Raw genomic sequence first — 14,205 nt, 5'->3', positions numbered from 1 at the left:
CGTTCATGACACTGAATCCACCCACGGAGCCGCAGGAGGAGTCACTGGGCGCGCTGGTCGCCGCGGCCAGCGACCAGATCTCCACCCTGGTGCGCGCCGAGATCGAGCTGGCGAAGAGCGAGCTGAGGTTCGACGCCAAACGGGCCGGCATGGCCGCGGGGCTCTTCGGCGCCGCCGCGTTCATGGCCCACCTGTGCCTGATCCTGGCCTCCTTCGCCATCGCCTACGCCATGGTCGAGCTGGGCGTGTGGACATGGCTGGCCTTCGCCATCGTCACCGTGTTCTACCTGCTCGTGGCCGGACTGCTGGTCTTCCTCGGCGTCCGGCGGCTCAAGGGCCTGACCGGGATGAAGCGGACGCTGCGCTCGCTCAAGACCATCAAGAGCGGCGAGAGCGGGCTCGGCCCCGCCGCGCCGCCCGCTTCCCCCACCGCGGGCCAGGTCGGCACGCACCGCGAACCGGTGAGACCAGGCCAGTGAGCCGCCCCGACGAGTCCCTGGTCAGGTTGGAAGGCCCGTGGACCCACCGCTCCGTGCACGCCGGGGGCACCCGCTTCCACATCGTGGAGGCCGGCAAGGGCCCCCTGGTGCTGCTGCTGCACGGATTCCCGCAGTTCTGGTGGAGCTGGCGCAACCAGCTCGTCTCGCTGCCCGCGGCGGGCTACCGCGCCGTCGCCGTCGACCTGCGGGGCTACGGCGCCAGCGACAAACCACCGCGCGGCTACGACCTGCCCACCCTGGCCGGTGACGCGGCCGGGCTGGTCCGGGCGCTGGGCGAGAGCGGTGCCATCGTCGTCGGCCACGACTGGGGCGGGCTGCTGGCCTGGACGATGTCCGTGCTCGACCCCAAGGCGGTCCTCCGGCTCGTCCCCGTCTCGGCCCCGCATCCGCGCAGGCTCCGCTCGGCGCTGTTCGGCGACCCGTTCGGCCAGCTCAGGGCGGGCGCCTACGCGCTGGGGTTCCAGCTCCCGTTCCTGCCCGAGCGCCGCCTGACCGCCAACGAGGGCGCGATGGTGGGACGGCTGCTGGAGGAGTGGTCCGGGCCGGGCTGGCCGGAGAAGGAGGTGGCGAAGATCTATCGCGACGTCTTCCGCATCCCCACCGTCTCCCACTGCGCGGTGGAGTATCACCGCTGGTTCGCCCGCTCCCAGCTCCGCCCCGACGGGCTGCGCTACGCCAGGACCATGCGGAGCGCGATCGCCGCGCCCACTCTGCAACTGCACGGCGCGCTGGACCGGCACATCCTGCCCCGCACCGCCCAGGGCTCCAGCCGCTACGTGGCCGCCCCCTACCGGTGGCGGCTGATCGAGGGGGCGGGTCACTTCCCGCACGAGGAGCGGCCGGAGGAGTTCGACGCCGAGCTCATCGGCTGGCTGTCCGACCCTGAGCCCGACCGATGACCGTGAGACCGACACCCGGAGGGGAGGCTCCACGACCGATGAACGCGAGAGACCAGGATCCGGACGGCAGGCCCCCGACCGCGAGAGACCAGGATCCCGGCGGCAGGCCCCCGACCGCGAGAGATCGGGATCCCGACGGCAGGCCCCGCAACCGGCGTCCCCGGGACGCCTTCGGCCGGCCGCTGCCCCGCGGGGCGGAGGGCGTGGAGCGCGTCCCGGACGACTACGCGCCCAGCGCCGACGAGGCCCTCGCCGAGGCGCGCCGGCTGCTCGGCGAGAACCGGCCGTTCCACGCCCACGAGGTTCTCGAAGGCCGCTGGAAGACCGCTCCGGAGCAGGAGCGGGAGCTCTGGCAGGGACTGGCGCAGATCTGCGTCGGCCTCACCCACCTCCAGCGGGGCAACCGGCGCGGGGCCACGGCGCTGTTCGCCCGGGGCGCCGACCGGATCAGCCGGTACGGCATGCCGTACGAGGAGATCGCCCTGACCGCCCGGAAGCTGGGCGGCGTGGACGGTCCGGACGCCGGGGCGGCCATCGCCGCGATCAGGGACCTGCTCTAGCGGGACCCGGCCCGCACGACCAGGACCCGCCCCAACGGGACCCGGCCTAGTCGTTCTGGTCGCACTCCTGGGTGTCGACCCGGTTGAACAGCTTGGAGCCGTCTTCGGCGTCCGGCGACACCTCGGCCGCGGTCAGGACGTAACCGGTCTCCTGCTGGTCGAGCGCCGCCGCGAAGACGACGCCGTAGACGCGGCCGTCGGGGGTGAGCAACGGCCCGCCGGAGTTGCCCTGCCGGACCAGGCCGCGGATGGCGTAGACGTCGCGGACGACGGTCTTGCGCTCGTAGATGTCGCCGCCCTTGGCCTTCTGCTGGACCCGGATACGGGCGGCGTTCATGGTGAAGCCGTGACCGTGCGGGAAGCCCGCGACGATGGCGTCGTCGCCCTTCTTGGCGGTGCCGTCGAAGCGCAGGATGGGCATGTTCAGGCCGGGGACGTGGAGGATCGCGATGTCCCTGTCGGGGTTGTAGAGCACCACCCTGGCCGGGTGGGTGTTGTTGAGGTAGTCGGTGACCTGGAGGTCCTGGTCGACCCCCGCGACCACGTGGGCGTTCGTCATGATCTTGTTCTGTGAGTAGACGAACCCGGTGCCCTCGATGTGCCGACGGCAGCTCGACGCGACGCCCTGGACCTTGACGATGCCCCGGCGGGCCCGGGAGAGTTGCGCGCCCTTGGGCACGCTCTGGTCGGGCGGTTCGACCTCGACGAGCTGGCTGCCCCCTATGGCGTCGAACACCTTGGGGAAGCCGGAGGTGTCGATGAAGTCCTTGAACGGCTTCTGGAAGTCCTTGGCCGCCTTCGGCATCGCCTGGTCGACGGTGCTGATCAGCAGGGATTTGTTGACCTGCTCGCTCAGCAGGGTGAACTGCGAGAAAGTGATCAGCGACCCGATCAGCCAGGCGATGATCAGCACCGAGAACGCGCTGGCGAAGGTGCCGCCGACCGCGTCGACCACCTTGGCGGGCTCCCAGGTGACGTGGCTGCGGACCACCGCGCCGATCGTCGAGGACGCGAACTGCCCGATCGTCGCGGTGAGGAAGACGATGACGATGGCCAGCAGCGCCCGCTCGGTCTCACCGTCGATGATGGCGCCGGCGATCGGCGGGGCGATGAAGATGCCCAGCAGCCCGCCGCCGACGAATCCGACAAAGCTCAGGGCCCCGATGATGAACCCCTGGCGGTATCCCGACACCGCGAAGGCCACCATCAGGGCGATCAGGATGAGATCGAGGAGATCACCGCTCACCCCTTTACGGTATCCAGCCGCTGCCCCGCGCGTGCACCCCTTCTGGTAGGTCCCTGCGGTTATCGTGGTCATATGGCAACGATCGGGGGGTCGGCGGCCGTGGAGTCTCTCATCGAGACCGCGCTGCGGGACCAGGACCACGACGGCACGATCCGCTGGCACGCGATCACCATGCTGCACGCGCGGGGCGACCTGGAGACCTTCACCGCGGCCCGGCGGCTGTGCGCGGGCGACAGCGCCGCCGAGCGGATGCTCGGGGTCGACATCCTGGGCAGGCTCGGATTCGTCGACCGGAGCCTGCCGGTGCTGCGCTTCCTGGCCGCCAGCGAGGACGACCGCATGGTCCTCTACTCCGTGCTGATCGCCTTCGGCCACCTCAGGGACCGCCGCGCGCTGCCCTCGGTGATCGCCCTGGGCGAGCACGTCGACCCCAGGGTCCGGTACGGCGCGGCCTACGCCCTGCCCAACATCATGGGCAGCCCGCCCGACCCGATGGGCCTGGCGGCTCTGCAGCGGCTGGCCAAGGACCCCGACGACGACGTGGCCGACTGGGCCCGCCTCGGCCTGGCCCTGTCAACGGGAGGCGAGGTTGACGACGTCGGGGGGCAGGTCCTCGATCCGTGACCGGTCCCAGGGGAGCGCGAAGCCCGAGTCGGCGAGCACCCCGTCGAGCACTCCCGCGGTGAAACCCCAGACCAGCAGCCCCCGCACCCGGAACGCGGGGCTGGAGTAACCGCTCGGGGTGCGCAGGTTGAGCCGGTTGGCCGGGTCGACGAGCTCGGTGATCGGGACGCGCTCCACCGACTCCACCTCGTCGGGTGAGGCCGCGTGCACCACGCAGGGGGTGTGCCACCAGCCCAGCACCGGGGTGACCCGGTTCTCGCTGTGCGAGACGTACAGTTCGGGCATCGTGCCGACCACGTGGACGCCGGACGGGTCGAGGCCGGTCTCCTCCCGGGCCTCGCGCAGCGCGGCGGCGATCGGGCCGCCGTCCTCGGGATCCACACCGCCGCCCGGGAACGCGGGCTGCCCGGCGTGCCGCCGCCCGCGTGAGCTGCGCTGGATCAGCAGCACGTCGGGGCCGGACGGCCCCTCGCCGAACAGCATCAGCACGGCCGCCGGACGCCCGCCCGAGGCAGGCGGGCGCAGCCGCCGGGGCACCGGTGCCCGCGCGACCCGTTCGGCCAGCGTCTCCAACCATCCGGGCACTTCCACGGGCACACCTCCGGTCTCTGCAACACGGCGGCCCGTCCTGTGCTTCCCGGATCGCGGGAGCGGTCGCGGGAGCGGTTACGAGAAGGGGCCGGGGCGTACCAGTTTGGCGGCCTGGACGGGGTCGGTGGGGCCGATGCCGTACGAAGGGCAGAGCGCGGCGAGCGGGCAGACGCCGCAGGCGGGCCGGCGGGCGTGGCAGATGCGGCGGCCGTGCCAGATCAGCCGGTGGGACATCATCGTCCAGTCCCGTTTCGGGATGAGCTCCGCGACGACCTGTTCGATCTTGACCGGGTCGGTCTCCGCGGTCCAGCCGAAGCGGTGGGTGAGCCGCTGGAAGTGCGTGTCGACGGTGATGCCGGGGACCCCGAAGGCGTTGCCGAGCACCACGTTGGCGGTCTTGCGGCCGACGCCGGGCAGCGTGACGAGGTCTTTGAGCCTGCCGGGGACCTCACCGCCGTGCCGGTCGCACAGGACCTGGGCCATGCCGATGATGCTGTTGGTCTTGGCCCGGTAGAAGCCCGTGGACCGGATGATGTCCTCCATCTCGGCCCGGTCGGCGCCCGCGTAGTCCTCCGCGGTCTGGTACTTCGCAAAAAGGATTGGGGTCACCATGTTGACCCTTTTGTCCGTACACTGCGCAGATAAGATCGTCGCGACCAGCAGCTCCAGGGGGTCGCGGAAGTCGAGTTCGCAGTGTGCGTCTGGGTAGGTTTCCACCAGGATGCGATCCATCCGCCGGGCGCGACGGACCAGGGCAAGCTGGGATTCACCAGCGCGGCTGACGTTGCGGGGCACCCGCACAGCCTACGCGCAAGGGCCCCTTGAGAGTCGCTCGGTGGGATAGGTCACAATGACTGCGTGAGCCGTGAAACAGGAGGCACTGTGAACACCGACGACGTGCTGGGCAAAGCCCCTCTGTTCTCGGCGCTCGACCGTGAGGGCGCCGCCGCGCTGCGCACGAGTGTCTCGGAGGTGGAGCTGTCCAAGGGCCAGACCCTGTTCAGCGAGAACGAGACCGGAGACCGCCTCTACGTGGTGCTCGAAGGCAAGATCAAGCTGTCCAGGACCGCGCCCGACGGCCGGGAGAACCTGCTCAGCGTGCTCGGCCCGGGTGAGATGTTCGGCGAGCTGTCGCTGTTCGACCCCCGCCCCCGTACGGCGTCGGCCACCGCGCTGACCGACGTCCGCCTGGCGGGGCTCGGCCACGACGACCTCCGCCCCTGGCTGACCGGCCGGCCCGAGGTGGCCCTGCACCTGCTGCGGGCCCTGGCCCAGCGGCTGCGCCGTACCAACGACGTGCTGGCCGACCTGGTCTTCACCGACGTCCCGGGCCGGGTCGCCAAGGCCCTGCTCGACCTGGCCGAGCGCTTCGGCCAGCGGATCGACGACGGCGTCCGGGTCCACCACGACCTCACCCAGGAGGAGCTGGCCCAGCTGGTCGGCGCCTCGCGCGAGACCGTGAACAAGGCCCTGGCCGACTTCGCCCAGCGCGGCTGGCTGCGCATCGAGGCCAAGGCCGTGGTCATCATGGACCTGGAGCGGCTGCACAACCGCTCGCGCTAGACCTGTCACCGGGGCTGCCCGGCGACGCTCCCGGCGGTCACGACAGCCGGCGGGCCGGCTCGGCCGTCCGGCCCCGTCCGGCCGTCGAGGCAACCAAGTCAGGCGCGCCCAGCCGTCGAGACAGCCGGGACTGGCAGGCAGCCGTCGAGACAACCGAGTCAGGCGGGCCTAGCCATCGAGACAGCCAGGACTGGCGGGCTCAGCCGTCGAGATAGGCGAGCTGGGCGCGGACCGACATCTCCGCGGCGGGCCAGAGCGACCTGTCGACCTCCGCGTAGACGATCTCGACGATCTCCGCCGGTGTCTTCGCGCCCCGTTCCCGCGCGTCGCGGATCTGGTCCAGCCGCCGCCTCCGGTGGGCGATGTAGCCCTCCAGCGCGCCGGCCGGGTCCGGCAGCACCGGACCGTGGCCGGGGAGCAGCGCCTGGGCCCCGACCTGCTCGACCCTGGCGCGCAGCCGGTCCAGGGACCGCAGATAGTCGGCGAGGTCGCCGTCCGGGGCGATGACGGTGGTGCCCCGGCCGAGCACGGTGTCGCCGGTCAGCATCGCCCGGTCCTCCGGCAGCCAGAAGCAGAGCGAGTCGAACGAGTGGCCGGGCGTGCCCACGACGTGGAGCTCCAGCCCGTCCACAGTGAGCACGTCACCGTCGGCCAGGCCCTCCTCGCCGAGCCGGTGGCCGGGGTCCAGGGCCCTGACCGGCGCGCGGACCAGCTCGGCGAAGCCTCTCGCGCCGCCGCTGTGGTCGTCGTGCCCGTGGGTGAGCAGGATCGCCGTCACCCTGCGTCCGCGGAGATGGTCGGCGACCCGCCGCAGGTGCGGCCCGTCGTCCGGTCCCGGGTCGACGACCAGCACCTCCTCCCCGCGACCGATCACCCACGTGTTGGTGCCGTCCAGGGTCATCGGGGACGGGTTCGGGGCGAGCAGGCTGAGCGCGTGGGCCGTGCCGGACCCGTCGGGCCCGTCGAGGGGGATCCGCAGTCCGCTCATGCGGGACCGAGTCCGTAGTCGTCGTCGAGCACGATGCGCATCTCCCCGTCCACCTCCGCGATCTCGGGCATGAGGGTGACGATCTCACGCTCGGCCCCGAGCACGTCGGCCACGGTCGGGTAGTCGCTCAGCTCGCCGAGCGTGCGGTAGGTCGGGGGCATCAGGAAGATCTGGCCGTTCTTGGCCTGGTCGACCGCGTCCGCGGGCCGTACCCAGACGACCTGGTCGGCCTCGCCGCCGACGTCACGGGTGCGCTGGCCGGGCGGGAGGGCGGCGACGAAGAACCGGGTGTCGAAGCGCCGGTGCTCGACCTCGGGCGTGATCCAGTGCGCCCAGGGACGGAGCAGGTCGGAGCGGAGGACCAGGCCGCGCCCGTCGAGGAAGTCGGCGAACGACAGGCTCCGGTCGATCAGGGCGAGCCGGTCGGCCTCCCAGTCGTCGCCGGTGGTGTCGGCCACGACGGACCGCGGGGACGGCCCGGCGAGCAGCACGCCCGACTCCTCGAACGTCTCCCGCACCGCGGCGCAGACCAGGCCGCGCGCGGTCTTCTCGTCCGCCCGGAAGACCGCTCCCCACTCCGCGGGCGAGGGGCCCGCCCAGGCGACCGCGTGGTCGGCGTCGCGGGGGTCCACCGAGCCCCCCGGGAAGACGTAGGCGCCCGCTGCGAAGGCCATGCTCGCCTTCCGCCTCAGCAGGTAGACCTCGACGCCCTCGCGGAGGATGACCACGGTGGCGGCATCCCGGGCCGGGGCGGGCTCCAGCCGCCCGGCCAGGATGTCGCGCGCACGCTCACCGAACTCACCTGGGAGCGGAATACCACCCATTCAGACCCTCCACCCGAACAACACTCGGTTTCAGGTCCATCATGTGGCACCGCTCCCGCTCCGGACAATCGCCGGCGGACCCCGGCGACCGCTCCGGCCGCCCGCGGACCCCGGCGGCCGTTCCAGCCGCCGGTGATCCCGGTGGCCGCCTCGACCGCCGGCAGACCCCGGCGGTCGATCCCCGGCGGCCGCCTCGACCGCCGGCAGACCCCGGGGGCCGATCCCCGGCGGCCTTCTCGACCGTCAGCGGACCTCGACGATCATCTCGACCTCGACCGGCGCGTCCAGCGGGAGGACGGCCACGCCGACCGCGCTGCGGGCGTGCTTGCCCGCCTCTCCCATGACCTCGGTGAGCAGCTCGCTGGCACCGTTGATCACCTGAGGCTGGCCGCTGAAGGCGGGGTCGCTGGCCACGAAGCCGACGACCTTGACGATCCGGACGATGTTCGACAGCCCTCCGGCCACCGAGGCGGCCGCCGCGAGGGCGTTGAGCGCGCAGGTCCGGGCGAGCTCGCGGGCCTCCTCGGCGCTCACCTCGGCACCGACCTTGCCGGTCGCCACGAGCTTGCCGTCCACCATCGGGAGCTGGCCCGAGGTGTAGACATGGTCGCCCGAGCGGATCGCCGGGACGTAGGACGCCAGCGGCGCGACGACTTCGGGCAGCGTGAGGCCGAGTTCGGCCAGCTTCTCCTGCGGCGTCACGGCTTGGGCCGCTTCAGGTAGGCGACCAGCTGCTCGGGGTTCGGCCCGGGCACGACCTGGACGAGCTCCCAGCCGTCCTGGCCCCAGTTATCGAGAATCTGCTTGGTCGCGTGGACCAGCAGAGGCACCGTCGAGTACTCCCATTTCGTCATGTGGGACACATTAGCGAGGCGGCCCCGAGATCCGCCTCTGGCGCCGTTCTCCGAGTGGGCAGGATCACTGTCACAATCCGTACCTGGAGCCCCGCCAGTGGACAGCTCCGACGAATCGTCAAGTAGTCGTTGGGTAGCCTTCGAACCGTGAGAGCTCGCGACACCGATTGGGACGGCGTACGCCTCCATGTCGTCACCGGTAAGGGCGGCACCGGCAAGACCACGGTCGCCGCCGCCCTCGCCCTCGCCCTCGCCGCGGACGGCCGCAAGGTCCTGCTGGTGGAGGTCGAGGGGCGGCAGGGGATCGCGCAGGTCTTCGACCTGCCGCCACTGCCGTACGAGGAGCGGAAGATCGCCGTCGCCCCCCGTGGGGGGGACGTCTACGCGCTGGCCATCGACCCCGAAGAGGCCATGCTCGACTACCTCGAGATGTTCTACGGCATGCGCCGGGCGGGCAAGGCCCTGACCAAGATGGGCGTCGTCGACTTCGCCACGACCATCGCCCCCGGCTTCCGCGACGTCCTGGTCACCGGCAAGACGAGCGAGGCCGTCCGCCGCAAGGACAAGGACGGCCGGCGGATCTACGACGCGGTGGTGCTCGACGCGCCGCCGACCGGCCGGATCACCCGCTTCCTCAACGTCACCAACGAGGTGGCCGGGCTGGCCAGGATGGGGCCGATCAAGAACCACGCCGACCTGGTGAACGGCGTCGTCGCCTCCCCCGAGACCGCGGTGCACTTCGTCACGCTCCTGGAGGAGATGCCGGTCCAGGAGACCCTGGACGGCCTCGCCGAGCTCCACGCGGCCGGGCTCCCGCCCGGCGGGATCTTCACGAACATGGTCAGGGAGTCCCTGCTGCCCAAGTCCGTCCTGGACGACGTCGGCAAGGGCCGCTTCGACCCGGCCGAGCTGGCGCTCGGCCTCAAGGCGTCCGGGCTGGCGGACGGCAGCTCCGACGCCGCCGTCGTGGCCGAGGCCCTCGCCGAGGAGATCGCCGAACACGCCCGCCGCACAGGACTGGAGCGGCGCGAGAGGTTGTCGCTGGCCAAGGCCGGCCGTCCCCGTTACGAGCTGCCGCTGCTGGCCGACGGGGTGGACCTGGCCGGGCTGTACGAGCTGGCCGAATCGATCCACACGCAGGGAGCAGCATGAGCGAGCGCAGCGAGCGGTCCGGCAGGCAGCGGGCCGTCCCCGTCCTCGACCTCGACGCCATCATCGACGACCCGGGCACCCGGATCGTCGTCTGCTGCGGCTCCGGCGGCGTCGGCAAGACCACCACCGCGGCCGCGCTGGGGCTGCGCGCGGCCGAGCGCGGCCGGTCGGCCGTGGTACTCACCGTGGACCCCGCCCGGCGGCTGGCGCAGTCGATGGGCCTGACCGAGCTCGACAACACCCCCAAGCCCGTCGCGGGCGTGCGGGGCGAGGGCCGGCTGCACGCCATGATGCTCGACATGAAGCGGACCTTCGATGAGATCATCGAGGCCCACGCGGACCCCGAGCGGGCCCGCCAGATCCTGACGAACCCCTTCTACCAGTCCCTGTCGTCCAGCTTCTCCGGCACGCAGGAATACATGGCCATGGAGAAGCTCGGCCAGCTCCGCCGGTCGGGCGACTGGGATCTGATCATCGTGGACACCCCGCCCTCCCGCTCCGCGCTCGACTTCCTCGACGCGCCGGAACGCCTGGGCCGCTTCCTCGACGGCCGGCTGATCCGGCTGCTGATGGCCCCCGCCAAGGCGGGCGGCCGCAGCGCGTTCAAACTGCTCAACGCCGGGTTCGGCCTCGTCGCCGGGGCCATGACCAAGCTGCTGGGCGCGCAGGTGCTCAAGGACCTGCAGACGTTCGTCTCCGCGCTCGACGCCGTCTTCGGCGGGTTCAGGGTCCGCGCGGAGCAGACCTACCGGCTCCTGCAGGCACCCGGGACCGCGTTCGTCGTCGTGGCCGCGCCCGAGCGCGACGCGATGCGCGAGGCGTCGTACTTCGTGGAGCGGCTGGCCGAGGAGCGCATGCCCCTGGCCGGGCTCGTGGTCAACCGGGTGCACCGCGCGCCGGCCGCCGTGCTGTCGGCGGCGCGCAGCACCGCCGCCGCCGAGGACCTGGAGGCGCGGGGCGAGCACGAGCTGACCGCCGCCGTGCTCCGGCTGCACGCCGGCCGGATGCAGCTGGCCGCCCGCGAGCACCGCGAGCAGGAGCACTTCTTCTCCGCCCATCCCACGGTGCCCGTGGCCCAGGTCCCCGCCATGTCGGAGGACGTGCACGACCTGGAGGGGCTGCGCCGGGTCGGCGAGCTCCTGGCCGCCCAGCAGGACCTGGAGGGCGTCCAGCAGAGCGCCTGAGTCCAGCAGAGCGCCGGACGGCGGGGGCCGTGACCGGGCGGCACGCCCGCGAGGCTCCGGAGCACCCCGCCCCGAAGCCTCGCGGCGGAGCACGCCTCCTCCGGCCGGAGCGGCCCCCGAAACCCAGGGCACGTCCCAGGGACTCCGGGCATGAGGGTCTCAGGGACTCCGGACATGAGAAAGGTACGGCTGGCGCCGGGCGCCAGCCGTACGGGATCGGCGGGCTCAGCCGGCGATCAGCTCATTCGTCCGTTCGTACTCCTCCTTGGCGACCTCCAGGAGGTCCCGCCAGGAGTCGACGTCCGGCCGCCGGCGCAGCAGCGCCCGGCGTTCGCGCTCGGTCATCCCGCCCCACACCCCGAACTCGATGCGGTTGTCCAGCGCGTCGGCGAGGCACTCGGTCCGGACCGGGCATCCTCGGCAGATCAGCTTCGCTCGGTTCTGGGCAGCGCCCTGAACGAACAGCGCGTCAGGATCCGCACCCTTACAGGCAGCACGGGAGGTCCAATCCGTGATCCACATTCGACCCCACTCCCCTTAGGTGGTCAGTCGTGACTTGGGGCCGACGGGCGCGGTCGTCGAGCCTCCGTATTCAATTGCCGCAGAAGGAGAACGTACGCAACCAGACGTTCGGGCCGACAGACCCCGGCGGGACCAATTTCTCGCATGGTCATCAGCGGCCATGTGGCCGGGAATGACTAGTCACCTGACCCGGTACGTACTCGACGCGAGCCGAAATAGTGTTCCGTTACCGTTTGGGCCATCCGTCCGACGTACCCTTGGACTCGTGCAGGCTCAAGGCAAAGATCAGAAATCGGCGGTCGGCAACGTCGCGCGGCTGCTCGCCGCGGCTGTCGCCGCGGGCGTATTGGTCGCTGCCATCGCGCTTCCGGCGGTGGGTGGCGCGGGGTTGACCGTGAATTCCACCACGGAGGAGCTGCACCTGCTCCCCGAGGAGCTCAAGGAGCCCCCTCTCCCGGAGAAGACGACCCTGCTGGACGCGGACGGCAAGCAGTTCGCGCAGTTCTACTACGAGAACCGCGAGTCGGTGACGCTCGACCAGGTCGCCGACATCATGAAGACCGCGATCGTCTCGATCGAGGACTTCCGGTTCTACGAGCACGGCCCGATCGACATCGAGGGCACCTTCCGCGCGGCGGTGAAGAACGCCACGGGCAGCGGAGGCATCCAGGGCGGCTCCTCCATCACCCAGCAGTACGTCAAGCAGGTGCTGTTCAACAGCGCGGAGACCGAGGAGGAGAGAGAGGCCGCGATCGCGCCGACCTTCTCCCGCAAGCTGAACGAGCTGCGCTACGCGATGGCCATCGAGGAGAAATACACCAAGGCCGAGATCCTCGAGCGCTATCTCAACATCTCCTACTTCGGCGCGAGCGGCTACGGCATCCAGGCCGCGTCCAAGCGGTTCTTCGGCAAGCCGGCCGCCAAGCTGAACCTGTGGGAGGCGGCCACCCTCGCCGGGGCCGTGCAGGACCCGAACGGGACCGACCCCAACGGGGGCAAGGCCAAGCAGCGGCTGCTGCTGCAGCGGCGCAACATCGTCCTGGACCGGATGGCCGAGCTCGGCAAGATCACAACGCAGGAGGCCGCGGAGGCCAAGGCCAAGAAGCTCGGATACAAGGACATCTCCGCCCCCGGCGGCTGCGAGACGAGCCCGTACCCCTACTTCTGCGTCTACGTCCGCGAGGAGATCCGCAACAACCCCGAGTTCGGCAAGACCCCCGCGCAGCGCGAGAAGCGGCTCCAGCGCGGCGGCCTGACGATCAAGACGACGCTCGACCCGAAGACGCAGAAGGCCTCCGAGAAGGCCCTGCGCGAATACGTCAAGACCAGCGACAAGCCCGTCGCGGCGCAGGCGATGGTCGTCCCCGGCACCGGCGCCATCAAGGCGATGGCCACCAGCCGGAAGTTCGGCAGGGACAAGAAGAAGAACGAGACCAGCATCAACTTCGCCGCCGACGGCCTGCACGGCGGCGGCGCGGGCTTCCAGGCCGGCTCCACCTTCAAGCCCTTCACCCTGCTGACCGCGCTGGACAAGGGGATGAAGCTCAACGACGGCAACAGCACCGGGTCGGTCTACTACGCCCCCAGCTACGGCGCCTTCCGCGACTGCGAGGGCAACCGGGTCGGCGACCCCAAGCACGACGTCCACAACTCCAGCGAGGGCGGCGGCGGCTTCAAGACCCTGACGACCGGCACGCTCGGCTCGGTGAACACCTTCTTCCTGAAGCTGGAGGAGCAGGTCGGCCTCTGCGACGTGGTCAAGATGGCCAAGAAGCTGGGCATCAAGCGGGCCGACGGGGGCAAGCTCCGTGAGGTCCAGACGTTCACGCTCGGCGTCAACGAGATGGACCCGGTGACCGTGTCGGCCGCCTACGCGACGATCGCCGCCCGCGGCACCTACTGCAAGCCCATGGCCATCACCGAGATCCGCGACCGCGACGGCAAGATCACGCCGTACAAGCCGAAGTGCAGCCAGGTCCTGGACGAGGAGGTCGCCGACGCGGCCACCCACATCATGTCCGGGGTGTTCACCAAGGGCACGATGACCGAGGTCGGCGGGATCGGCCGGCCGGCGGCGGGCAAGACCGGCACCACCGACGGCTACACCGCCGCCTGGTTCGCCGGCTTCACCCCCGACCTCGCCTCCGCGGTCAGCCTCGGCGACCCGCGCGGCGCCTTCAAGCACGACCTGGTCGGTGTGACCATCGGCGGGCGCTACTACAGCTACGTGTACGGCGCCTCGATCTCCGGCCGGATCTGGAAGAGCTCCATGCTGGGCGCCCTGAAGGGCGTCGATCCGAGCTCCTTCACCCCGGTGAACACGGGTCGCTTCGGGGGCTGCTCCGGCGCCTGCGCGCCGCCGCCCGTCAGGAAGCCCGGCAACGTGGACGGCGACGGGCCGCCCCAGGACGACGGCAACGTCATCATCGACGACGCCAACGGCGGCGTCCCGAACGACGGCGACCCCGGTGAGCTGACCGTCCCCATCATCCCGTAGCGCCGGCGGGGCCCCTCCCGCGCGGACGCCGGAGCCCCCGTGGAGACGCCGGAGCCCTCCCTGAGACATCGGGGAGGGCTCTCGTCACATCAAGGGGTCCACCGGTGTCATCCCGCCGCCAGACGGGCCCACAGCGCCGCCCAGGGCGGGCCCGCGGCCCGGTTCGGGGCGCCGGCCCGGCGGTGCGGCCCGGTTCGGGGC

Annotated in this window: 16 protein-coding genes; 8 read left to right on the top strand and 8 right to left on the bottom strand. The window is 71.3% G+C overall.

Going from position 1 to position 14,205, the window contains the following annotated elements:
* Positions 1 to 5: 5 nt before the first annotated feature.
* Genes ACWDS7_RS18910 through ACWDS7_RS18900 form a run of 3 tightly spaced genes read left to right on the top strand, consistent with a single transcriptional unit; the run spans position 6 to position 1,959 of the window.
* Positions 6 to 479 carry a phage holin family protein gene (locus tag ACWDS7_RS18910; protein ID WP_451930316.1) on the top strand — a complete coding sequence of 158 codons (474 nt, stop codon included), beginning with the start codon at positions 6 to 8 and terminating at the stop codon, positions 477 to 479.
* A complete protein-coding gene (locus ACWDS7_RS18905; RefSeq protein WP_306860639.1) occupies positions 476 to 1,399 on the top strand; it encodes an alpha/beta fold hydrolase in 924 nt (307 codons plus the stop codon). The genes ACWDS7_RS18910 and ACWDS7_RS18905 overlap by 4 nt, the downstream gene beginning before the upstream one ends.
* Before the next feature lie 38 nt (positions 1,400 to 1,437).
* Complete coding sequence (locus tag ACWDS7_RS18900) at positions 1,438 to 1,959, top strand: DUF309 domain-containing protein (protein ID WP_451930315.1); 522 nt, start codon at positions 1,438 to 1,440, stop codon at positions 1,957 to 1,959.
* Positions 1,960 to 2,005: 46 nt separating this feature from the next.
* Here ACWDS7_RS18900 and ACWDS7_RS18895 read toward each other — a convergent pair whose 3' ends face one another.
* On the bottom strand, positions 2,006 to 3,205 hold the full coding sequence (locus ACWDS7_RS18895; protein ID WP_306860643.1) for a MarP family serine protease: 1,200 nt from the start codon (positions 3,203 to 3,205) through the stop codon (positions 2,006 to 2,008).
* Between the two features lie 72 nt (positions 3,206 to 3,277).
* On the opposite strand from ACWDS7_RS18895, the gene ACWDS7_RS18890 reads away from it, so the two are divergent.
* Complete coding sequence (locus ACWDS7_RS18890; protein WP_451930314.1) at positions 3,278 to 3,829, top strand: HEAT repeat domain-containing protein; 552 nt, start codon at positions 3,278 to 3,280, stop codon at positions 3,827 to 3,829.
* On the opposite strand, the gene ACWDS7_RS18885 is transcribed toward ACWDS7_RS18890, so the two are convergent.
* Together ACWDS7_RS18885 and nth are read right to left on the bottom strand one after the other, a co-directional pair.
* Positions 3,779 to 4,420 carry an NUDIX hydrolase gene (locus ACWDS7_RS18885; RefSeq protein WP_451930313.1) on the bottom strand — a complete coding sequence of 214 codons (642 nt, stop codon included), beginning with the start codon at positions 4,418 to 4,420 and terminating at the stop codon, positions 3,779 to 3,781. The two genes, ACWDS7_RS18890 and ACWDS7_RS18885, sit on opposite strands and share 51 nt — an antisense overlap.
* A gap of 75 nt (positions 4,421 to 4,495) precedes the next feature.
* Positions 4,496 to 5,221, bottom strand: coding sequence for an endonuclease III (gene nth / locus ACWDS7_RS18880; RefSeq protein ID WP_370879670.1), 726 nt, complete (start codon positions 5,219 to 5,221; stop codon positions 4,496 to 4,498).
* Between the two features lie 81 nt (positions 5,222 to 5,302).
* Here nth and ACWDS7_RS18875 point away from each other — a divergent pair, with 81 nt between their 5' ends.
* On the top strand, positions 5,303 to 5,983 hold the full coding sequence (locus tag ACWDS7_RS18875; protein WP_012887240.1) for a Crp/Fnr family transcriptional regulator: 681 nt from the start codon (positions 5,303 to 5,305) through the stop codon (positions 5,981 to 5,983).
* A 199-nt stretch (positions 5,984 to 6,182) separates the two neighbouring features.
* Here the strand turns inward: ACWDS7_RS18875 and ACWDS7_RS18870 are convergent, their stop codons facing one another.
* From ACWDS7_RS18870 to ACWDS7_RS18855, 4 genes are all read right to left on the bottom strand, one after another.
* Positions 6,183 to 6,971, bottom strand: coding sequence for an MBL fold metallo-hydrolase (locus ACWDS7_RS18870; protein WP_306860648.1), 789 nt, complete (start codon positions 6,969 to 6,971; stop codon positions 6,183 to 6,185).
* Complete coding sequence (locus ACWDS7_RS18865; protein ID WP_451930312.1) at positions 6,968 to 7,795, bottom strand: NUDIX hydrolase; 828 nt, start codon at positions 7,793 to 7,795, stop codon at positions 6,968 to 6,970. The genes ACWDS7_RS18870 and ACWDS7_RS18865 overlap by 4 nt, the downstream gene beginning before the upstream one ends.
* A gap of 243 nt (positions 7,796 to 8,038) precedes the next feature.
* Entirely contained in the window at positions 8,039 to 8,497 is a 459-nt protein-coding gene (locus tag ACWDS7_RS18860; RefSeq protein WP_306860652.1) for a RidA family protein, read from the bottom strand.
* Positions 8,494 to 8,649: a DUF4177 domain-containing protein gene (locus tag ACWDS7_RS18855; protein ID WP_306860654.1), complete on the bottom strand. Its 156-nt coding sequence runs from the start codon at positions 8,647 to 8,649 to the stop codon at positions 8,494 to 8,496. The genes ACWDS7_RS18860 and ACWDS7_RS18855 overlap by 4 nt, the downstream gene beginning before the upstream one ends.
* Before the next feature lie 147 nt (positions 8,650 to 8,796).
* Between ACWDS7_RS18855 and ACWDS7_RS18850 the strand changes: the two genes are divergently transcribed.
* Together ACWDS7_RS18850 and ACWDS7_RS18845 are read left to right on the top strand one after the other, a co-directional pair.
* On the top strand, positions 8,797 to 9,801 hold the full coding sequence (locus tag ACWDS7_RS18850; RefSeq protein WP_451930311.1) for an ArsA-related P-loop ATPase: 1,005 nt from the start codon (positions 8,797 to 8,799) through the stop codon (positions 9,799 to 9,801).
* Positions 9,798 to 10,985 (top strand): ArsA family ATPase, encoded by a 1,188-nt coding sequence (locus ACWDS7_RS18845; RefSeq protein ID WP_306860658.1) that lies wholly within the window; start codon positions 9,798 to 9,800, stop codon positions 10,983 to 10,985. The genes ACWDS7_RS18850 and ACWDS7_RS18845 overlap by 4 nt, the downstream gene beginning before the upstream one ends.
* Before the next feature lie 225 nt (positions 10,986 to 11,210).
* Here ACWDS7_RS18845 and ACWDS7_RS18840 read toward each other — a convergent pair whose 3' ends face one another.
* Positions 11,211 to 11,507 carry a WhiB family transcriptional regulator gene (locus ACWDS7_RS18840; RefSeq protein ID WP_306860659.1) on the bottom strand — a complete coding sequence of 99 codons (297 nt, stop codon included), beginning with the start codon at positions 11,505 to 11,507 and terminating at the stop codon, positions 11,211 to 11,213.
* A 394-nt stretch (positions 11,508 to 11,901) separates the two neighbouring features.
* On the opposite strand from ACWDS7_RS18840, the gene ACWDS7_RS18835 reads away from it, so the two are divergent.
* Positions 11,902 to 14,004 carry a transglycosylase domain-containing protein gene (locus ACWDS7_RS18835; protein ID WP_451930310.1) on the top strand — a complete coding sequence of 701 codons (2,103 nt, stop codon included), beginning with the start codon at positions 11,902 to 11,904 and terminating at the stop codon, positions 14,002 to 14,004.
* The last annotated feature ends 201 nt before the right edge of the window (positions 14,005 to 14,205 follow it).

The organism is Streptosporangium sp. NPDC003464 (assembly GCF_053588315.1).
Note: the sequence above shows the minus strand (reverse complement) of the source record. Positions and strands in the feature narration are given on the sequence as shown.

What these genes read in the sequence shown, in the direction of transcription:
- ACWDS7_RS18890 (WP_451930314.1), top strand. Translation starts at nt 3,278, where the DNA reads ATGGCAACGATCGGGGGGTCGGCGGCCGTGGAGTCTCTCATCGAGACC.
- ACWDS7_RS18870 (WP_306860648.1), bottom strand. Translation starts at nt 6,971, where the DNA reads ATGAGCGGACTGCGGATCCCCCTCGACGGGCCCGACGGGTCCGGCACG.
- ACWDS7_RS18845 (WP_306860658.1), top strand. Translation starts at nt 9,798, where the DNA reads ATGAGCGAGCGCAGCGAGCGGTCCGGCAGGCAGCGGGCCGTCCCCGTC.
- ACWDS7_RS18840 (WP_306860659.1), bottom strand. Translation starts at nt 11,507, where the DNA reads ATGTGGATCACGGATTGGACCTCCCGTGCTGCCTGTAAGGGTGCGGAT.
- ACWDS7_RS18900 (WP_451930315.1), top strand. Translation starts at nt 1,438, where the DNA reads ATGAACGCGAGAGACCAGGATCCGGACGGCAGGCCCCCGACCGCGAGA.
- ACWDS7_RS18910 (WP_451930316.1), top strand. Translation starts at nt 6, where the DNA reads ATGACACTGAATCCACCCACGGAGCCGCAGGAGGAGTCACTGGGCGCG.
- ACWDS7_RS18855 (WP_306860654.1), bottom strand. Translation starts at nt 8,649, where the DNA reads ATGACGAAATGGGAGTACTCGACGGTGCCTCTGCTGGTCCACGCGACC.
- ACWDS7_RS18865 (WP_451930312.1), bottom strand. Translation starts at nt 7,795, where the DNA reads ATGGGTGGTATTCCGCTCCCAGGTGAGTTCGGTGAGCGTGCGCGCGAC.